An 18,968-nucleotide genomic window follows, 5' to 3' on the forward strand; every position below is an offset into this window, starting at 1 on the left:
TTTTAGCTTAATCTTTATTTTTACCTGTTTAAAAAACAAACAAACAATTCTTTAGCCACATGGACAAATTGTTTGCCACGGTGCTTAAAACCAGCAATATCTCTGCCAGTTTCTGCATGGGTCATTTGAACAGGCACTTCCTTTATGCGATAACCCAACCTGGCAACTTTGATGGTTAATGAAACCTCTACCCCATACCCCGAAGCAAAGGGTAAAATGTCTTTAACCACAGCTTTTGTCATAGCCCTTTGTCCCGATAAAGGTGCTTCCACCTCTAACCCGGTGAAATATTTTATGCCAGCTTTGGCCAAACCCTTTACCAGACCAAAGCCTCCCTTTTTTTGGGCTTTGGGAAACTTAGCTATGGTCATATCCGCTTCATCTTGTAATAGCGGTGACAATAACGCTCCGCCATAACTGGCGGTGCTACCTAAATCACCATCAAGCAATAACAAAATGTCGCCCGTTGCTTCCTTTACGCCGCGATTTAAGGCGCCACCTTTACCGCTGTTTTTCTCCAATTTGATTACCTTTGCGCCTGCTTTTTCCGCCAATATTGCTGTATCATCAACCGAGGCATCATCAATCACCAGCACTTCGGTAACTTGAGAAATTGCCATGGTTGCTTGGACAGTTTGATAAATGTGTTCTGACTCATTATATGCCGGTATAATTACTGACACCGTGGGTTGGGTAGTGATCATTTATTGCGTTCCTCCTGCCACCGCCTCCATGGATGGTAACAACCGCTGGGCAGTGGATTTAACACCGTAATTACCTGGTTTTCCTGTCATGGCATATACTAAAGCCACTTGACCGGGGGCAGTTTCAATATTGTCCACCGTACTGATGCTAAATTTTTGATAATCTTTCATGTAGGAGAAGGCCACATTGGTCTCTTCTACGCCATAAACCGGCACTTGTTTTTCTAAGAAATAATTAATTAATGTGCCGTCCAACAACTTAGTATTAATTAAAGATTTATCTGGGCTACCACCGATTATTATCACCGCATTTAACGGCACGCCATATTCGCCAACGCTTTTAATCATTTCCGCTTGGGCCAAAGTATTGATCACCGCTTGTTTTTCTCCCGTTAGAATCCCTTCGGCCATGGCAGTTACTAATTGTTTGATTATCTCATCATCACTGCCTGCTAACCCTAAGTTGGTAGCAACCTCATCCTTCTTAGCACCTAGATTGAGGCCATTTAGCACCGTGGTGGTGGATGATACTTTAGCACCGGCGGTCTCCAAAGTGTTTAACAATTCATCTCGCATACCGTAATTATTGGTTTCTATAATGGCAATATTTTGGCCGGTAAGTCTTTCAGAAATTAACGCCGGTAGTATTTGCTTTTCAAACTGATTTTGAACGGTTCTATCAACCTCAAGTTCATTAAGTTTAGCTTGTACACTTTTATTTTCCATGCGCATTTCATCCAATTGAGTTTCCAAACGATCAGTTAATTCCTTTTGTTGCTGAACTATGGCATCGTTTCCCAAAAGGGCGCTACCAGTGATTATCCCAATTCCTAAAGCCAGAAACACCGCTACCAAAGTAACGATGTGATAGCGGAAGTCCATCATTATTTTTACCCCCTAAATTCCCAATAGGATCCTGAACTGAATAAATACTAATCTCAGCAATTCTCTAGTTGGTGGTGCTATAACCATTACCACGGCCAGTGGAACCAGTGCTGCTAAAACAACTTGAGCCACATATTTGGCTTTCATGGGGCTTTTATATAATTCATTTACACCTTTGGCATCTACCAGTATTGAACCAACTTTTAGACGCACTAAAAAGGTACTGGCCATCCCCTTTCGTCCCTTTTCAAGAAACTCCAACATATTGGAATGGGTGCCCACAGCAACAATTAAATCAGTCCCCTTTTCATAGGCCAATAACATAGCGATATCTTCACTGGTACCCCTTGCTGCAAACACCTTAGCCTGTAAACCAAGACTTTCAATCCGCTCCAGGCCTGGGGCACGACCGTCCGGATAACCATGAACGATAATTTCAGCACCGCATTTTAAAGTATCATCACTAATACTATCCATATCGCCAACAATAATGTCTGGCCTATAGCCAAACTCAAGTAAGGCATCTGCGCCACCATCAACACCGATAAGAACAGGTTTTTCTTCATTTATATATGATTTAATGGCTGACAAATCTTCCTTATAATTGTGACCCCGCACAACAATCAAGGTATGTCTTTTATAAAAGACGGTATTAACATCGGGCATTGTCAAATCTGAACATATAAGATCTATTTCATTTTGTGCATAGTCTAAAGTATTTTGGACAAATTTAGCCAAAGTGGCATTAACGTTTTGCTTTGATTCCTCCATTTTATCCAAAATCAGTTGTTTATTTAGCACTATTCCAGTGGCCACATGCTGACCGTCGACAAAAATATCATTATCCAGAATTTCTATCTTTTCACCTTCAGACAGAATTTCAAACAGTTCTTCCCCTGCTTCATCAATTAGCGGTATCCCAGCTTCAATTAAGGTTAACGGCCCTAAATTGGGATAATCATTGCTTAATGAAGGCACAACATTAATTACCGCCTTTACCTTAGCGCTAATTAATGATTGAGCGGCTACTTTATCAAAATCACGGTGGTTAATCACAGCAATATCCCCCGGTTGCAAACGCTTGGTCAAGTCCTTGGTTCTTTTGTCAATGCGAGCAATACCTTTTATTTGCAACGTTCACACCACCTTTTATGCAATATAGCTCACCATGGTCTCCGCAGTAACAATACTTTTTAGCAATCATTTAACATTGTACTTTTTTTAATAATACAAGTCAAGGAAAGTTGGGAATATATGTAATATTTTACATTTTTATATTTTCTCATATGTTATTCTGTTCGTCACTATCTGTTTTTAATATTGAAACTTTTGCAGAATATCCAAAATACTTCCTAACCCTTCTCTAGACGTTTGGGTAATTTTAACATGCCTAGACTCATAAATTAATTGCATAAGTAAAATTATTGGGGGTAAACAAATGGCATTGCAGATTACCTTTAAACAAATGAGAAGATTTGCCTTGACGATAGTATCATTACTAATGATTTGGTTAGTTATGGGACACTTTATTTGGGTAAAAACAACTAGAGTTGATCCACTAGAACAGGTGAATGTTGACTGTTATTTTCTTACCCCAATGAATGTTAATACCGCAATAAACAATTTTAAAATCACGTCAGAGATTCCTAATGATACTGTGGATTATGAGTATAAGTGGCACTCCCCTTTTCATTTAAGGGTATTGATAAGTGAAAAAAATAAACCCCAAGGAATTGAGTACCGTTATAGCTTCAATAAAGCCAAGGCTTTAATACCTCCCTTTACCGTTTCGAAAAAGGGTGCCATTCTAACTAGGGTAAAACCGGAATTGATAACAATCAGCCCAAATAAAAATGCGCCCACCACCGGTCCAATCCTGTTACAATTTAATACACCTATATTAAAGGAAAGCATGCAGCAAAAGGTTAATTGCGATGCAGCAGGTCACTTTACGCCTCTTAAAAAAAATGATTATACATGTTGGCAATTCATCCCCAGCAATCCGCTACAGCATCAAAAGAGTTATCAAATTACTATCGAAGCTGGATTAAAGGGTGTGCACGGCCTCACGTCAGATAGCCGTAAAGAGATTACCTTTAGCACCGCACCTAAGCTAATTATTACAGATATATATCCACTAAATGGCGACCAAAGTGTGTGGCTTAGTCGGAACATAAAACTTACCGCCAATCAACCCATCAAGGACGCTAAAATAACGGGCATCAAGGGTGAAACAATAATTGATCAAAACACTGTACTATTTATTCCCGATCGCACCTTTACTCCAGCCACCAACTATAATATTAAAGTCACCATTACATCTATTTATAATGAAACTGTTGAGAAGACTATAAATTATCGAACTACAGACTTAGGAAATAAAGCTTGGCTGGAAATTAAAGCCGGAACGCCCTGTCAAATATGGTTAATGCAGGGCCATCAGGAAATTAAAAAAATAGAAGGTTGGTTCACCAAGGATCTGGCTAAATTACCTCGGGTTACTATGTACGAAGCCCATCGCAGTAACAGTACAGCCAAGCCCTGGATTAGGCTAAACACCGATATTTTGATCCATTCCTTCCCCCACACCAGTGAAGATAACCATCATGCAATAGGGCTACCCCAAACCTATAGTTGTATACTGCTATCGCCACAGGTAATGGACCAATTGTACGCCACCCTATCCAAAGGATTCATGGTGATTGTTCACTAGGGCTTAGGGCTTTAAAATACTAGATTGTATCAATCAGTTAAAAAATTTATATAATTTTTCAGAAAACACTTTACAATTACCTTTGGGATTTGTTATTATTTGAACAAGGCGAAAATAAATATAAATAGCGATAATAAAATAAAGTAATAGTGAAAATTACGCCCGAATTACGCCCAAAGGGGGTAAAATTATGGCAAACTATTTTAGTCATGGCATTACCACAAAAACTAACAATGAAACAAAAGCAAAAGCCCAGAGCATTTTTCTGGACATGTTGCCCACTTCATGGACAGTGCAGGGGAATAGTTTTAATAATGGTATTGATTTTTATATATCGTCGGAAACAATGTTTGCCATAAGTATTAAAGGCACTGCGAAACCCCAGTACAGCGGAAATAACATCATTTGTTGCATAGAGACCAGAAAGTTGGAATACTTTAGTAAGCACATCGCCAAGCCGGTTTTTATCGTGTTAGTGGACATAGATATGAAAAGAACCTATTGGCTTTTTATTCAAGAATACATTGAAACCCTACTGGAGAAAAATCAACCCAATTGGCGCTGTAAAAAGACTGTAAATTTAAAAATACCCCTGACTAATACCTTACAAGATTTTAATACCTTTAACGCCGCTATTTTGAGAGCTACAAACCTAATGTTGTTATATCAATATAAGCTCCCCTTTTTGATGGTATCTACTTCGTTAGAGGAAGCAATAAACCATTGTCAGCCAGCGGAATCTCAGCACCACAGTTGTGCCAGCGATATCTGTTCCAGCACCTCCTGCTCTTGTTCTTCAACAGATGAAATAGACTTATCACAACAATATTTGATAATGGGTGAAAAACACTACCATGAATACATAACTTCGCTAAACCAACAAAAACATAACAATTGCTTTGCTGCCATGCATAACCTGATGCATAGTATCTTAAGGGCTATGGATGAAGGCCTATACTTTATTGCCGCTAAATTAACGTTACGGCTAACCGATATCTACTTTCTGGCTTTCACCGATCTCAGTAAAACGGTAGGGGCTAACAAAGCCTTCGCATTGATGGATTCGGGAGAAATATTATTAGAAAGGGCCCATAGTCTAATCACTAAAATTGAAGCTCCCAACAGCGTTTTAAATTAAAACAAGCCTGATCCTAAGACCAGGCTTGTTAACCACCGTTATTTTAAAACATATCTTCGTCGTCACGCAAAAATTCCATAAATGGTTTATCAAATTGTACCATAGCGTTAACAATTAATTCAACCAAACCGCCATAGTGTACATTAAACTTAGCAGTGGCTTGATAAAACTCTAGAATATCCCTGATTGCACCTTTACAGTTGGAGCAAGGGGCACATACATATTTCGGTGTGTTTTCATCCTCAATGGTATCTTGGAAAGCGTTAAGGATTTGCTTGAACTTCATTCTGCTGGAAACTTTATTTCTAAAGTCTGTGAAGTTAAATGAGTTCATAATTGCAAAACCGCTACCGCCACCACAACAATAGTTGTTAACACCATGAGGAGTCATTTCCCTAAATTGAGGCGCAATTGCTTTCAAAACATTACGCTGTGGTTGCACAATACCCATCATTCTTACAATGTTACATGGGTCATGTAATGTTACAGGGAAATTGTTTCTGGATGGATCCAGTTTAAATACCTTTTTCTTAACCACCAATTCTTCCAACAGTGGTAAACAGCTTTCCCTTGGAATGTTATCTGCACCCACTGCAATGCGGTCTTGGCTAACCATTGATGCCTTGTGGGCGTGACCACACTCTGCCTGTATAATTCTTCTTACACCAAGGTCTTTGGCTGCTTTTAATTGAGCAGCACCGATCTTTTTACCTTGAACGTCATCATAGAATAGGCCGTAGTTAACGTTGTCATAACCAATCATGTCAGAGCTGAGGGTCCAATTCAAACCAGCTTCTTCCATAATAATGGTAAATGCTGCTGGGTTTTCTGGCCAAGCCATATATTCACCGGCGTTGTGCACTAAAAGAATATCAGCACCTTTTTTATCCACTGGTACCTTATACTTTTTACCAGTCAATTCATAAAGGTCGTCCTCCATAAACTCAATCAAGTCTAGGAAAGCATCCTTAGTGATACCGGTACTGGAACCGGTGGCCAGTTGTTTCATAGTACCACTTTCATGCAATGGTTTTGGTGCAATGCCCATTTCCATACTAAATATCTTTCTAATCTCCCTAGCTAGTAAGCCATTATCCAAACCAAGGGGACAGGTTTGGGCACAGCGACGGCACAGGTTACAACGGTATGCTAACTCCCCTAACCTCATCACTGTTTCATAGTTGATGTCGATATCTCCGCCCAAGAATCTGTTTACCAAGCTGCCGCCTTTTTTATGCTTTTGATATATCTTGCGCAGCACTTCGGAACGGAAAATTGGTCGATAAATTTCAGCTTCACCACTGGACTTAAATACATGGCAAGCGTCGGCACAGGTGTTACACTTTGCACAGTACTCAAAGGAGAGCATAAAAGGTTGTAACATACCCCTGTTTGTATCAGCATTAAACAGCTTTTCCAGACCACTGAGGAATTTTTTAACCATTTCGTCCTGTTCTTCCTTGGTCTTCGGTCTGGTTAATGTGTCATTACCAACAAAACCGTCTAAAGTAGCACAATAATTTTCCTTCCAGCTGTCCTTTGGAGCTTTAAAGTCAGGTTCCATACCCGGCTTATCATAAGGAGCAGGTAAAGGCATTAAGTTTTCGATCTGACAAACTTGTTCTACTGGTTTACCCATATCTTGAGGTCTAATTTTGCTCATTATAATATCTATCCTCCCATCCCAATTTTAGTTTACTTTTCACTTTGAGCTGCACCGGGGTTAATATGTGGTGCCGACCAGGAGGTCTTTGTCTTTGGCTGATAGTTGAAAGATTCCTTTACGATTTTTTCCATTTCCGAACCCCGTAGGTTAGGTGTGTTTTCCCACAATACTTTGTGGAATGAGAAATACTTACCTACATAGTGGCTCATTTTTGATTGCGGAATGTAGATCATCACCGCACCTAACAATAAAATGTGCACCGTCAGAGCAAAATCAGCTTGAATGGGAGAAAAAGTCAGCAGTGAAACCATGATTTCTCTACCATAATTAAAGCCAATGTCGCCACTCCAAACTACCAAACCGGTTGCTGCAACTGCAAACAAGAAAAACAGATTAAAGAACTCGTTGGGATTGGTATATTTGTTTAAGGTTTCATCAAAGATTCTCTTGAAGAACATACCGATAGCACCAACAGCCAGCAAAATGCCACCGGCTGCACCGGAAAGTAAAGTAATGTAATAAACAAAACCCGCGATGCCGCCCGCAGTGGCAGTTACCGCAGTGCCTGATACTTCAATTATTCCACCCACAAATAACATAGCTGCCCATAAGAATAACAAATAAATACCTAGGTGCATAGCATAACAAATCCACCATTGACGTCTTTGGTTTACAAAAAGGTTTTTAATAAATAACATTTCTTTCAGCATGTCCACAATTTCGCCAACGTGGGACACTTGTCTTGGTTTGTTCCAATACTCTACATCTTCGTAAAAGGAACCACCATAATGTCTTTTGTCGTCTGCCTCTTTCGGAACTGGATATAGTTCCCAACGTCCATGCATTGGCATTTTAGCAAATTGTGCTGCTTTGTACAGGGACAATCCAAAAAAGGCAATAATGGATAAGTAAGTGAAGAGCGTTAAAAACAACTATTATACCCCCTTAAATGACTCTAATTTGTATTTAAACCTGGTGTTAAAAATTACCCAGGAGAATTCCTTGGACACAAAGATTTACAATAAGCATTCGTCAATAATTATAATTTAGTTCACTTAATTAATCAATAGATTAAAGTATAGATATTTGATTTGAAACGAAAAAATAAATTACTAATTTATATCTGCCTAATTTAAACATTACTTTTTATTTTGTAAATAGTAGAAATATTTCAAAAAATAAGCAGCATGGTATTTATGGCTCCATGCTACTTTGTTTTATAACTCAGGGCTACCCCATCTCCAATGGGCAACACTACTGTTTCTAAGCGTGGGTGATTCATTACAGTTTGTAAGTATTGGCGCAAACGATTAACAGCGGTTTTGTTCCTTCTTTTATCAATTTCTCCAGAAACCACCATCCCCCGCATAAAGACATCCTCTGCTATCAATAATCCGCCGGGGCTTAATATTTCAATACATTTTTCCAGAAACTCCAAATATTTACCCTTGGCGGCGTCCATAAAAATCAAATCATAGGGTCCGGTTAAATCAAACACCAATTCTCGGGCATCGCCAAAAATTAATTCTATCTTTTCCGCTACTCCCGCAGCCTTAAAATTTTCTTTAGCGGCGTCATATCTGGGTTTATTAATTTCCATTGTGGTGATCTTGCCACCTTTATTTAGCACCGCTTTGGCCAACCACAAAGTTGAATAGCCAATGGCAGTACCTATTTCCAATACTTTCTTAGATTCATTGGTCAGGGCCAGCCAGTAAAGCAATTGTCCCACTTCGGGTTCCACAATGGGTACAACGTGTTGTTTGGCATAGGTTTCCATCTGTTGAAACAGGCTATTCCTTTTTGGTAGTAAACCCCTAATGTATTTTTCCACCACATCATTTACAATGTCACCCATATTAAACCCCACAATCTCTATTAAATATAAAGTGTTTTTACAATCAATGGTAAATGTTATACTAGTATTACTAGGAGGTGTATAATGAAAGAAATTAACGTTGATTTAACCTGTCCCAATTGTCAACATCAGTTTAGTCTAAACCCCAATGATATTTTGGAAAAGGAAATGATTTGGTGCCCTAAATGTCAATGTACCTTGAGCGAAGAAGAACTCAAAGATTTAAAAATTGCCATTAAGTACATGTCCGACCTAAACTAATCACATTAAATTAGGAAGTCTTAATAATTAAGACTTCCTCTTTATTTCATTAAACATTAGTATTTAACTTGATGTCAAACATTAGTCCTTGGGGATTCTTAATGGCAACAATCTCCCCCTGCTGATACATTTCATCTAAAGCGGCCATAATCTGTTCTTTGCTATAATCCTTGATAAATATATCCACAAAATGCAAATAGTCAATTTCCACTTGGCTGAGATAGAAATCATCGTTAAGGTTTGCTTGGTGCTCTTTTATGTCCATTAATTCTTGTTTAATTAAATCTTTTAACTTTTTAGCATCTGATAGTACCATATCTCTCTCCCCCTCTAGTTTAATTTTAACCCTGCGGCAAGCAATAGACAAGTAGTCTTATTGGAAAGGTTTAAACTGAGAGATGATGCTTTCTGCAACCTGAATGCCGTCCACAGCAGCAGACATAATACCACCTGCATAACCGGGGCCTTCGCCCGCAGGGTATAAGCCACTGATGTTAGTCTGGAATTGTTCATTACGATAAATCTTTACCGGTGATGAGCTTCTGGTTTCAACACCGGTCATTACCGCATCATCCATAGCAAACCCTTTAAGTTTGCTGTCAAAGGCCACTATCGCCTCCTTCATGGTCTGAATAACAAATCCCGGCAGACAATTTTTTAGCTCCGCCAACGTAATTCCTCTGGTATATGATGGCTTTACCCCACCTAAGCTAGCTGAAGGTTTGTCACTGAGAAAATCGCCCACCAGCTGTGCCGGTGCCTGATAATTACCACCACCCAAAGCAAAGGCTTTTTTTTCCCAAATCCTTTGAAATTCTACCCCGGCAAGGGGATGTTCACTGCCATAATCCTCTGGTTTCACGCCCACAAGCAGCGCACTGTTGGCATTCTTTGCATTCCGGGCGTGTTCGCTCATGCCATTGGTAACAACCCCACCATTTTCCGATGCCGCCGCCACCACCACACCGCCGGGGCACATGCAAAAGGTATAAGCAGAGCGGCCGCTGGGAGAGTGATATGATAACTTATAGTCTGCCGCCCCTAACTTGGGATGGTTAGCAAATTTTTTATATTGAGCTCGGTCAATTAACTGCTGGGGATGTTCAATGCGCACCCCTATAGAAAAGGGTTTTTGAGATATGCTAACTCCTTTATCATAGAGCATTTGAAAAGTGTCCCTGGCACTATGGCCAATGGCCAAAACCAATACCTCTGTTTCTATTCTTTCGTTATGATTAACAGTCACTGCTGATACGCGGTTGTGATCAACAATCAGATCGGTAACCTGACTTTTAAACCGTACTTCTCCACCCAAATCTAGAATTTGCTGCCTAATATTTTTAACCACTCCCCTTAAGACATCAGTGCCGATATGAGGTTTGTGGGAATATATAATTTCTTCCGGTGCCCCCGCCAGTACAAATTCTTCTAATACCTTGCGGCAGCGCTTATTCTTAATTAAAGTAGTTAATTTGCCATCTGAAAAGGTACCGGCTCCACCTTCACCAAATTGGACGTTGCAATTAGCATCCAACTCACCGGTATGCCAAAATTGCTGTACCACCTTTGCTCGGGTATCGACGTCAGCTCCCCGCTCAAAAATAATGGGCTTATATCCCCTTTGGGCTAGTATTAGCGCACAAAAAAGCCCGGCAGGGCCGGCGCCCACTATCAACGGACGGTTTTTTAACGGACTGACACCTGGTTTAACGTGTTGGTATTGCAGTTTAGGTGCCACCGAGACATTTTTATCTTTAACTTTTTTAATGATTTGTTCTTCATTTTTCACCTGTACATCAATTGTGTAAACAAAATAAATCATTTCTGATTTTCTAGCATCAATGGACTGTTTAAAAATATGATATTTTATCAAATCTTGTTCTTTTATATGTAATTTTTTAATTATTTGCAGCGAGATATCATTTTCATTGTGATCTATTGGCAGTTTAATGTTAGATATTCTAAGCATGTCTTATCCCTTTCAGAATATGTAGTAAAAGTAAATTATCATGGATAGTTTTTAATGTCAAACTTAGCAAATTTGTAGTAAGATATAGCTCCACATTGTATCTACGCCAGTAAAAGAAAAAAATGTTTTCCCAGTTGAAGCATTAGAGAAATTTAATAAGTAATAAATGTCAGTAAAATGACGTTGACACGTCTTCGTGGTGACTTAATTTTCTGATTATTTATAATATTATAATGGCAATAGGAATAGATTCAAGGAGGGATACCATGAAGAGATTATTAGCGGCCCTTAATCCACTGACCATGATGTTTATCTACTTTGTAGTTGCTCCAATATTAAATGCCATCGATAAGCCCGTTGCTCGAAAAACATATACACTTCAACTACACCCTGAACGTCCAATTTCTTTAAACACTATCCATTAACGATAACATATAATATACCCCTACAAAGGAAAGCAGCAGACCGCTGCTTTCCTTTGTCTTTTAAAGATCTTTTTAAAGTGACAGGCCCGCCAATTGGCGGGCCTAATTTTTATTTCTTATTAGTGCTTTTCCAGATAGTAAATAACGTATGCGCGGTTAACATCTTTATTGATTTCTTTCATAATGGGTGGTCCAACGGAAACTTCGCCAAATAAGTTAAATTCAGATTCCGCATCAAAGTCTTCTTCCTCAGTTACTTTGCGTACATCTACAATGGGGTTTGGATCATGATCTGGCTTGATGTTCAGTGCGAGATATTTTTCCTTAGCTTCTTCAGGGCTGTCCGCAAAAATAATTCTGGTATGGGTTGGATGTTCCATAATTATACCTCCGTTGACATATTTTTTGCCGATTGCCATTATATCACCAAATATTAATAACATCAATATATAAAAGTTACAGGTTGTATTCATAACATTTGGCATGTTGACAAAAAATAACGCCATGAGAAAAATCAGGTTCTTCATCTACGGATTACTAGGTTGGTGTCTGGAGGTATTCTGGACTGGCTTTGAATCAGCATTAAAGGGGGATCCCCGTCTCTCATCACACACATATTTGTGGATGTTCCCCATTTACGGATTGGCAATATTTTTAGAGCCGGTTCATAATGCGATGCGCAGTTATCACTGGTTTTTGCGGGGTGTAGTCTGGATGTTAATAATTTTCACCCTAGAATATTTTACGGGAGGTGCAATTCGCAGCCTTACTGGCTATAGTCCGTGGGATTATTCTGGTAGTTCCCGCTGGGAAATTAATGGTTTAATCCGGTTAGACATGGCGCCCCTTTGGTTTATTACCGGGCTGTTATTTGAACAAATTCATGATTTTTTAACAAACCGCTTATTAATTCGCTAAGGGCGGTTGCAAAACTTTGCAACCGCCCCTTTATATATTGTTAATAACAAAACCCAGGTGCCTTTTGCCTTTGCTTTTTAGATAAAAGGTTAATTGAAAAACCCAGCACCTGCTGCAGGTAGCGAACGACATCTAGTGGCGCAGCGAACCAAAGTTAGCGAAGGAGGTTGTCGGAGGCAGGGTGGCGCATAGGACGTGCGCCACCGGCTGAGAAAGAATAAAGGTTGCTTAGACAACACCAGCCTGGCAATAGTATTTTCTAAAGATATTTGCAACTACCCCTTAAATTATAAGTTTTTTAAGTCACTTAATTTATGATAATTATTTGTTATATGATCTACCATTCTTTGCCAATCTTCATCGTTGCGGGTGGCCTCTATAAGGGCGTTGACCACAAAAGAATCGGTCATTGCTTCCACCATTGATTGTAATTTTATTTCACATTCATCCCGCAACTTACCTTTGACAAAGTAGCGATTTATCTGTTTGATGGCCCAATCAGATAGCACCTGCTCTGGTGTGACAAAGGGTAAAAATTTGTTGGCTTGCTCAGCCAAACGCATCATTTTCCGCTGATCATTCTCGGGGGTCAAATGCCGGATGGTTTTAACCAGTTGCTCCGGCCCTTGGTCTAAAGCTTTGGTTAGCAGTTTGTATTCAAACTTGGTGGCACTTAAAATACCCTTTTCCCTAGCCAACTGGGTCATTTGGCGGAACTTTTCCACTTCCGACAATAAAACCTCTTCATTATCTATTAACGCGTAAGCGGTTAAGTAATCAGAACTCTGAGGTTCGATTTTCATCATCTAACTCCCTCCTTGAGCGCTATCAATAGTCTACCCTCGGGAAGGAATTTCAAACCACTTGCTGGTGGAAAACTTCCCCATTTGCTCTGCTCTAATTACATAATCCTGGTACTGTCTAATCACTCCCGCTTTAATGATTGTCGGCTTGGTCACCGTTTCACCTAAAATCTCCGCCCGAATTAGCAACTCGGCTTCATTTACCCCTAATGCGATTCTCATACCGGTAGAACTACTAAATCGAGGGTTGATTTCGAAAATGTAGGGCAAACCATTTTTTATGCGCAGTTGTAAATTTATTGGTCCGTAGGCCTTTATCGCTTTGGCCACTTGCTCACAGTACTGACAAAGAGCAGCATAGTGGTCTGCCACCGCAACCATAGTCATGCCATCCTTTAGGGTTCTCCTTAATGCTATGCTGGATAATACTTTGCCCTTTGATGCTAAACATACACCCACGGTAAATTCTCCATTGTTTTCAGGCAGGTATTCCTGAATAATATATTGCACTTTACCCTTTATAAAACTACTCAATTGCTGTTCACTGTTGAGAATAGCGATCCCTTCAGAACCCGCCCCGATGCGCGGTTTGGCCACCACAGGGAATCCCACCTTAACTAAGAATGCGTTTAGTAGTGATTTATCCTCTGGCCAACGTATTGTTTCGGGGCAGTGAAACCCTTCGTTTTTTAAGAATTGCACAGTTTGCCACTTATCTTGACATTTTTCAACCACCGATTTAGGGTTAACAAAGACCTTGGCCCCGGTACATGAATTAATGTAATGGCTATTTTGGGCAAAGGTTTCAATTTCATGGGAAGATCCAATAAAAATGCCATCAATCTCTTCCTTTAAACAGATCTCTATAATCTGCTTTAACCACTGATCCCGTTCCTTAACCGATGGTATTAGGTATCCTTGATCTGCCAAATACAGCCCCAAAGTAATTGGATCGGTATCACAACATACAACTTTGCAATTTAACGGGCTCTTGGTCAAGGACTGCACAACAGCCACACCATACAAAGAGCCAGAACCTGTAACTAATACTTTAATTTGTTTCACCACTACACCCCTCCAGTATTTTCCTACTATCAGGGCCACAATTAAATATCAAGTCTACAATGGACAGTTTATCAATAAAATCACCCCACATTTGCGGATACTTAGGGTGGACAAAATTTTGATAGCGCAGTTCGATACCATTTTGGGCAAATGCTTGCTCATCATTGTAGACCTTTGCTCCCTGGCCGGATAAGTACACAACGGCGTTAAGCTTTTTACAAATGTCTATAATGCGATCACTTTTTTTCCCTTGCAAGTTGGGTAGCGCCGACGAAAGAACCAGCGGTGTATGAATATCTAAAATATCGCGTACTAAGTTAATAATTTCCATATTTAAATCAATGAGTTTATGCCACCTTCGGGCATAAATATTTCTAAATTGTTCACGATAATCTTTCCAATATTTTGATCGGGCATAGCAATGTTGCAAAGTTTGAAAATGCCTTTCCGCCCAATTTTGGTCGTTATAGATCAGCACATCTTTAATCAAAACTTTTTTTAATGCCAGCGGTACACTGAGCAACAACGAGCCATTGGCACATTTAATTTTATTGCGATGGGTGATGGACGTTGAAGATAACAACACATCATCGGCAATGACAAACACATCGCAATTGAGCATTTTATGAAAATAACCCAGCCAGGGTAAGTAGTTAGGCTGATGAATAGCAATGATTCTTTTACTCATAATCATTCACTGCCTCTACAATGTAATGCAATTGTTCCGTTGTCAGCCCAGGATGCACCGGTATCGATAGACAATTATTACATAACCGCTCAGCCACTGGCCAGGTCTGCTGATAATTAAATTTCTGTACATACAATTTTTGCCTAGGAATGGCAATGGGATAGTGAATGGCACAGCCAATACCCTTATTAATTAGGTAATTCATAAAATTGTCGCGCTCATCACATTGCACAGTAAATTGATGATAAACGTGCTGAGCTTCCTTGGCCTGATAGGGTAGTATTACTTGGTCATTATTGATATTTTGATAGTAATAGTGGGCATTATCTATTCTCTTTTTATTAAATCCATCAAGTTTTTTCAACTGTACCAAACCAATGGCGGCATGTAAGTTGGTCATGCGAAAATTATAGCCCAACATGTCATGATAATACCGCTTAGATTGTCCGTGATTTATTAGCATCCTCACTCGGCGGGCAACCTCTTCATTGTTAGTGGTTACCATTCCACCTTCACCACAGGTCATGTTTTTAGTGGGATAAAAGCTAAAAGCAGCCACATCGCCAAAGGTCCCAACCCTTTGTCCCTGATAAACTGCTCCATGGGCTTGCGCACAATCTTCAATCAGCAATAAATTGTTGGCTTTAGCCAATCTACAAATGGTTTCCATTTCAGCCGGTTGACCAAATATGTGTACCACTAAAATAGCCTTGGCATCGGGATGTTCTTTAATAGTTTCCGCCAGTGCCGCTGGAGAAATGTTGTAGGTCAATGGATCGATGTCCACAAATATTGGGGTAGCCCCACAATATAAAATGGCATTGGCAGAAGCCACAAAGGAAAAGGGAGTGGTTAATACTTTATCTCCCTTGCTAATTTGCAATGCGTCCAAGGCAGCGTGAAGAGCGGTGGTGCCCGAAGAAGTGGCCACTGCATACCTTATGTTCAGGTAATCTGCAAAGCTGTCTTGAAACTGCTCAACCCATTTACCCGAAGCTAACATTTTACTGTTTAATACTTTGATAATTTCCTGTTGTTCTTCTATACCAAGTTGCGGTTCAACAATTGGAATCATCTGTTTCCCTCTTCCCAATTTTTAGTGATTTTTTTAATCAATTGATTATTCAGCTGGTGTCCACTGCGGAAGGCAATAAACTTACCTTTCAGTGGACAGCCAACTGTACTGAGGTCGCCCAACAAATCGACCAATTTATGTCTAGCCGGTTCGTTAGGCCACCTCAATCCTACCAATTTGCCTGGAGAAAAAACCAGCACCGAGTCCATGCCCTTACCGATTAGCTTAGCAACTTGTTGATATTCCCCGGCTGTAATGTAGGAACGGGCGTCGGCAAGCTGGTTGATAAATACCTCTGGTACAATTGAATATTGTGCCATTTGTCCAGGCAATGAACCATCAGGGTATTCCAAAATATAAATTAATTCCAAATTATCCGCCGGCAAAGCAGCAATAAACTTTTCATAGCGCTGTCCTCCACTGTAAAATTGATCGACAATTAGACAGGGGGATTTAACTTGGAAATATTTCTTTGGGGCCGACAATTCCTTAATGCCGGCACTTAAAATTTTTTCAGTGAAATCTTTACAGCTATAGCCATCCACCACTGGAATACTGGGGTTATCTAGGCGAATGATGATGTTGTCTATCCCCAAACCCGCGATGGTGGCCAATATATGCTCAGTATGGTCCACCCTCACTCCATTTTCTTGGAGTGAAGTCCACCTACTCTCCACCAAACAATTATTGGCATTACAGCGCACTTGGGGGTTACCGGGTAAGTCATTCCGAACAAATACAATGCCACTGTTTATTTCAGCCGGTGCCAACTGCATATTGACTATAGCTTTACCGGTGATATCAATTCCCTGACAGCAAACGCTGCGGTTAATAGTGGTCTGCATCATTTTACTTCCCGCCCAAAACATTTAAAATTGTCGCCGCTCGATCTCGATAAGTGTGTTTATCTATCACCAGCTGACGGCCTTGATAAGCAATTTTTTGGCGTTTGCCAGCGTGTTTTAAATAATAGTCAACCATCTCTAGCGTTTGTTGTTCCGACCCAGATACCGCCAAATGTTTGTCGGGAGTAAAGTACTTTCTAATCCCCTCAGTGTCTGGAGCCAACATAAATCCACCGGCTCCCATAATCTCAAAGGTTCGCGAATTAAGTTCATCAACCCGGTTTTGGATGCCCAGCACTATTTTGGCTGAACTATAGACTGCATTGGTTTCTTCATAGGGCAGTTTACCCTGCAGATACTTTGAGGGCACTGTAAAACCCAATACACATTCATGTTGCTCATCCCAGCGTTTACCCCAAACTTTGATGTTGTAACCGTTTTTTACCAAGGGTTTCATTAAAATATTTACTGCTTTTTTTCTAAAACCACTCCAGGTTATGCCTGCTGTGGCCACCACCGCTATATCACAACGGTATTCTTCCTTTGGTGCCACTGGCTGATGATATTGGGGGTTACAGGCCCACGGCAGGTATGCTGATATAAATCCTTTTTGTCGATACATATCCACAGAATCCGGATCAATGGTAAATATGTGCGTCGGTTTGGCCATTTCAACAAAGGGCAGTGACCACTCCTCAGTCCATCTGGGGTCCTCGGTGGCCCAGTAACAATGTGTTAAACGATGATCCTCGGTAAAATTGCCAATCAGTTTCAGATTTTCTTTACTGTGCAATTTCCCCCAACCACATGTAAATATTACATCGGGCTTGAACAAGTGGTAAATCAGCTTTAATTCCTCTTTATTGACACTGGCTTGCACCATGACATCACAGCCTAATTCTCTAAAGCCATCGGGTAAACCATGAACATATTGCGGATCATCTTCTAAAAAAAGTATTCGCATGTATACTACCTCCATCTATGACAAATTTAATCGGTAGGTTTCGCGCAAAACACCTCGGCCACCAAAACCTTCTTTAAAATTAATCAATCCACTGTTGAGAACCTTACCACCCTGTTCGGTGGATATACCCCAATCAAGGTAGGTGAAGTTGCGTTCTTTGCCCCATTTAATTAAATAATCAAACACTAAATTTAGCGGTCGCACTGACTGATAATGCTCGTCGTGGGCAATATAAAAACAATTAATTACCCGTTCGTTTAGTATAAAAACCACCGTGCCGGCAATAAGTTTGTTATTCTGGTAAGCAGCAAAAATTTTTATTTTATCTTTAAACCTTTTCATTAAGTCAACAATTTCTTCATAACTATGGGTAGGTTTGGTACTGTGCCGGAGTTTTAAATTTTTTGTTAACACCTGCCAGTAACCGTCAATGTCTGGGGTTTCTTTGACTTCAACTTGATTTTTAACCGCTTTGCGAATGTTTCTTAAGGTTGAACTGTCTGCCTTTTTGTCATGGTAAAAGGGCAATGGTATGGCGGTGGCCAGTTCAGTGTTTATTATTTTAAAACCGTGGTGGCGGAGCGCAAAGTCAATTTCATCACAGGGCCATTTGTGATAAATGCGCGGCACCATTTTGAGCTGAATGGCATCAATTTTTTCTGCTTGGGCATATTTTTTAATGCTACCTACTATCTCGGTAACACAACTGGATTTGACATTATGACCAACAATTATTCCTCCATGGGATGCTCCGGGATGAGAAAGTAATATTTTGTGGTCATTTTCTTTCCTTATGGCAGCGGGCAGAACTGCCAACAAATGCTCCTTACGGTTAAACACTAATAATGACTGATCTTGAAAACGATCTGCAGGATGATAGTTTAAAAAAGCACGTTTCTGCATAAAAGTGCCATTTCTTGAATCTTGCACAAAACGATCCCAAAGCGAAGAAAAGTCTTCAGTGTAAACCTTTATTTTCATTTCAGTTCTC

General features: G+C 40.0%; 21 protein-coding genes. 5 read left to right on the forward strand and 16 right to left on the reverse strand.

Going from position 1 to position 18,968, the window contains the following annotated elements; genetic code table 11:
* Positions 1-20: 20 nt before the first annotated feature.
* From V6C27_07690 to steA, 3 genes are read right to left on the reverse strand one after another with little or no spacing between them, the layout of a single operon-like run.
* A complete protein-coding gene (locus V6C27_07690) occupies positions 21-704 on the reverse strand; it encodes a glycosyltransferase family 2 protein (protein MEG6616306.1) in 684 nt (227 codons plus the stop codon).
* Positions 705-1,589, reverse strand: coding sequence for a copper transporter (locus V6C27_07695; protein ID MEG6616307.1), 885 nt, complete (start codon positions 1,587-1,589; stop codon positions 705-707).
* A 12-nt stretch (positions 1,590-1,601) separates the two neighbouring features.
* A complete protein-coding gene (gene steA / locus V6C27_07700) occupies positions 1,602-2,723 on the reverse strand; it encodes a putative cytokinetic ring protein SteA (protein ID MEG6616308.1) in 1,122 nt (373 codons plus the stop codon).
* Positions 2,724-3,027: 304 nt separating this feature from the next.
* On the opposite strand from steA, the gene V6C27_07705 reads away from it, so the two are divergent.
* Positions 3,028-4,302, forward strand: a complete 1,275-nt coding sequence (locus V6C27_07705; GenBank protein MEG6616309.1) for an Ig-like domain-containing protein — start codon at positions 3,028-3,030, stop codon at positions 4,300-4,302.
* A gap of 190 nt (positions 4,303-4,492) precedes the next feature.
* Positions 4,493-5,440, forward strand: a complete 948-nt coding sequence (locus tag V6C27_07710) for a DUF4365 domain-containing protein (protein MEG6616310.1) — start codon at positions 4,493-4,495, stop codon at positions 5,438-5,440.
* Positions 5,441-5,483: 43 nt separating this feature from the next.
* On the opposite strand, the gene V6C27_07715 is transcribed toward V6C27_07710, so the two are convergent.
* The 3 genes from V6C27_07715 to V6C27_07725 all read right to left on the reverse strand — a co-directional run bounded on the left by V6C27_07715 (position 5,484) and on the right by V6C27_07725 (position 8,964).
* Positions 5,484-7,103, reverse strand: a complete 1,620-nt coding sequence (locus V6C27_07715; GenBank protein ID MEG6616311.1) for a (Fe-S)-binding protein — start codon at positions 7,101-7,103, stop codon at positions 5,484-5,486.
* A 32-nt stretch (positions 7,104-7,135) separates the two neighbouring features.
* Positions 7,136-8,038 carry a respiratory nitrate reductase subunit gamma gene (locus V6C27_07720; GenBank protein MEG6616312.1) on the reverse strand — a complete coding sequence of 301 codons (903 nt, stop codon included), beginning with the start codon at positions 8,036-8,038 and terminating at the stop codon, positions 7,136-7,138.
* Positions 8,039-8,313: 275 nt separating this feature from the next.
* Positions 8,314-8,964 (reverse strand): O-methyltransferase, encoded by a 651-nt coding sequence (locus V6C27_07725; protein ID MEG6616313.1) that lies wholly within the window; start codon positions 8,962-8,964, stop codon positions 8,314-8,316.
* Between the two features lie 84 nt (positions 8,965-9,048).
* Here V6C27_07725 and V6C27_07730 point away from each other — a divergent pair, with 84 nt between their 5' ends.
* Positions 9,049-9,225: a hypothetical protein gene (locus V6C27_07730; protein ID MEG6616314.1), complete on the forward strand. Its 177-nt coding sequence runs from the start codon at positions 9,049-9,051 to the stop codon at positions 9,223-9,225.
* A gap of 49 nt (positions 9,226-9,274) precedes the next feature.
* Here V6C27_07730 and V6C27_07735 read toward each other — a convergent pair whose 3' ends face one another.
* Together V6C27_07735 and V6C27_07740 are read right to left on the reverse strand one after the other, a co-directional pair.
* Positions 9,275-9,541, reverse strand: coding sequence for a hypothetical protein (locus V6C27_07735; GenBank protein MEG6616315.1), 267 nt, complete (start codon positions 9,539-9,541; stop codon positions 9,275-9,277).
* Positions 9,542-9,598: 57 nt separating this feature from the next.
* The gene (locus tag V6C27_07740) at positions 9,599-11,194 is read right to left on the reverse strand and encodes an NAD(P)/FAD-dependent oxidoreductase (GenBank protein ID MEG6616316.1); all 1,596 of its coding nucleotides are present in this window, start codon (positions 11,192-11,194) and stop codon (positions 9,599-9,601) included.
* A gap of 266 nt (positions 11,195-11,460) precedes the next feature.
* Here V6C27_07740 and V6C27_07745 point away from each other — a divergent pair, with 266 nt between their 5' ends.
* Complete coding sequence (locus V6C27_07745) at positions 11,461-11,619, forward strand: hypothetical protein (protein MEG6616317.1); 159 nt, start codon at positions 11,461-11,463, stop codon at positions 11,617-11,619.
* 119 nt (positions 11,620-11,738) lie between these two features.
* On the opposite strand, the gene V6C27_07750 is transcribed toward V6C27_07745, so the two are convergent.
* Positions 11,739-11,999, reverse strand: a complete 261-nt coding sequence (locus V6C27_07750) for a hypothetical protein (protein MEG6616318.1) — start codon at positions 11,997-11,999, stop codon at positions 11,739-11,741.
* A gap of 103 nt (positions 12,000-12,102) precedes the next feature.
* On the opposite strand from V6C27_07750, the gene V6C27_07755 reads away from it, so the two are divergent.
* The gene (locus V6C27_07755; GenBank protein ID MEG6616319.1) at positions 12,103-12,537 is read left to right on the forward strand and encodes a hypothetical protein; all 435 of its coding nucleotides are present in this window, start codon (positions 12,103-12,105) and stop codon (positions 12,535-12,537) included.
* Between the two features lie 287 nt (positions 12,538-12,824).
* Here V6C27_07755 and V6C27_07760 read toward each other — a convergent pair whose 3' ends face one another.
* From V6C27_07760 to V6C27_07790, 7 genes are read right to left on the reverse strand one after another with little or no spacing between them, the layout of a single operon-like run.
* On the reverse strand, positions 12,825-13,343 hold the full coding sequence (locus V6C27_07760; GenBank protein MEG6616320.1) for a hypothetical protein: 519 nt from the start codon (positions 13,341-13,343) through the stop codon (positions 12,825-12,827).
* Between the two features lie 30 nt (positions 13,344-13,373).
* The gene (locus tag V6C27_07765) at positions 13,374-14,405 is read right to left on the reverse strand and encodes an ATP-grasp domain-containing protein (protein ID MEG6616321.1); all 1,032 of its coding nucleotides are present in this window, start codon (positions 14,403-14,405) and stop codon (positions 13,374-13,376) included.
* Positions 14,392-15,093: a WbqC family protein gene (locus V6C27_07770; protein MEG6616322.1), complete on the reverse strand. Its 702-nt coding sequence runs from the start codon at positions 15,091-15,093 to the stop codon at positions 14,392-14,394. Before V6C27_07770 ends, V6C27_07765 begins: the two co-directional genes overlap by 14 nt.
* Complete coding sequence (locus tag V6C27_07775; protein MEG6616323.1) at positions 15,086-16,168, reverse strand: DegT/DnrJ/EryC1/StrS family aminotransferase; 1,083 nt, start codon at positions 16,166-16,168, stop codon at positions 15,086-15,088. The genes V6C27_07770 and V6C27_07775 overlap by 8 nt, the downstream gene beginning before the upstream one ends.
* Complete coding sequence (locus V6C27_07780) at positions 16,165-17,016, reverse strand: UDP-3-O-acyl-N-acetylglucosamine deacetylase (GenBank protein MEG6616324.1); 852 nt, start codon at positions 17,014-17,016, stop codon at positions 16,165-16,167. The genes V6C27_07775 and V6C27_07780 overlap by 4 nt, the downstream gene beginning before the upstream one ends.
* Position 17,017: 1 nt before the next feature.
* Positions 17,018-17,977 (reverse strand): glycosyltransferase, encoded by a 960-nt coding sequence (locus V6C27_07785; protein ID MEG6616325.1) that lies wholly within the window; start codon positions 17,975-17,977, stop codon positions 17,018-17,020.
* A gap of 15 nt (positions 17,978-17,992) precedes the next feature.
* Positions 17,993-18,958 (reverse strand): GNAT family N-acetyltransferase, encoded by a 966-nt coding sequence (locus V6C27_07790; GenBank protein ID MEG6616326.1) that lies wholly within the window; start codon positions 18,956-18,958, stop codon positions 17,993-17,995.
* Between the last annotated feature and the right edge of the window lie 10 nt (positions 18,959-18,968).

This window comes from Peptococcaceae bacterium 1198_IL3148 (assembly GCA_036763105.1).
Taxonomy (GTDB): Bacteria; Bacillota; Desulfotomaculia; order Desulfotomaculales; family Desulfohalotomaculaceae; genus JBAIYS01.

What these genes read in the sequence shown, in the direction of transcription:
- V6C27_07785 (MEG6616325.1), bottom strand. Translation starts at nt 17,977, where the DNA reads ATGCGAATACTTTTTTTAGAAGATGATCCGCAATATGTTCATGGTTTA.
- V6C27_07690 (MEG6616306.1), bottom strand. Translation starts at nt 704, where the DNA reads ATGATCACTACCCAACCCACGGTGTCAGTAATTATACCGGCATATAAT.
- V6C27_07790 (MEG6616326.1), bottom strand. Translation starts at nt 18,958, where the DNA reads ATGAAAATAAAGGTTTACACTGAAGACTTTTCTTCGCTTTGGGATCGT.
- V6C27_07755 (MEG6616319.1), top strand. Translation starts at nt 12,103, where the DNA reads ATGTTGACAAAAAATAACGCCATGAGAAAAATCAGGTTCTTCATCTAC.
- V6C27_07740 (MEG6616316.1), bottom strand. Translation starts at nt 11,194, where the DNA reads ATGCTTAGAATATCTAACATTAAACTGCCAATAGATCACAATGAAAAT.
- V6C27_07735 (MEG6616315.1), bottom strand. Translation starts at nt 9,541, where the DNA reads ATGGTACTATCAGATGCTAAAAAGTTAAAAGATTTAATTAAACAAGAA.
- V6C27_07710 (MEG6616310.1), top strand. Translation starts at nt 4,493, where the DNA reads ATGGCAAACTATTTTAGTCATGGCATTACCACAAAAACTAACAATGAA.
- V6C27_07715 (MEG6616311.1), bottom strand. Translation starts at nt 7,103, where the DNA reads ATGAGCAAAATTAGACCTCAAGATATGGGTAAACCAGTAGAACAAGTT.
- V6C27_07725 (MEG6616313.1), bottom strand. Translation starts at nt 8,964, where the DNA reads ATGGGTGACATTGTAAATGATGTGGTGGAAAAATACATTAGGGGTTTA.
- V6C27_07695 (MEG6616307.1), bottom strand. Translation starts at nt 1,589, where the DNA reads ATGATGGACTTCCGCTATCACATCGTTACTTTGGTAGCGGTGTTTCTG.
- V6C27_07760 (MEG6616320.1), bottom strand. Translation starts at nt 13,343, where the DNA reads ATGATGAAAATCGAACCTCAGAGTTCTGATTACTTAACCGCTTACGCG.
- V6C27_07775 (MEG6616323.1), bottom strand. Translation starts at nt 16,168, where the DNA reads ATGATTCCAATTGTTGAACCGCAACTTGGTATAGAAGAACAACAGGAA.
- V6C27_07705 (MEG6616309.1), top strand. Translation starts at nt 3,028, where the DNA reads ATGGCATTGCAGATTACCTTTAAACAAATGAGAAGATTTGCCTTGACG.
- V6C27_07770 (MEG6616322.1), bottom strand. Translation starts at nt 15,093, where the DNA reads ATGAGTAAAAGAATCATTGCTATTCATCAGCCTAACTACTTACCCTGG.
- V6C27_07745 (MEG6616317.1), top strand. Translation starts at nt 11,461, where the DNA reads ATGAAGAGATTATTAGCGGCCCTTAATCCACTGACCATGATGTTTATC.
- V6C27_07730 (MEG6616314.1), top strand. Translation starts at nt 9,049, where the DNA reads ATGAAAGAAATTAACGTTGATTTAACCTGTCCCAATTGTCAACATCAG.
- V6C27_07750 (MEG6616318.1), bottom strand. Translation starts at nt 11,999, where the DNA reads ATGGAACATCCAACCCATACCAGAATTATTTTTGCGGACAGCCCTGAA.
- V6C27_07780 (MEG6616324.1), bottom strand. Translation starts at nt 17,016, where the DNA reads ATGATGCAGACCACTATTAACCGCAGCGTTTGCTGTCAGGGAATTGAT.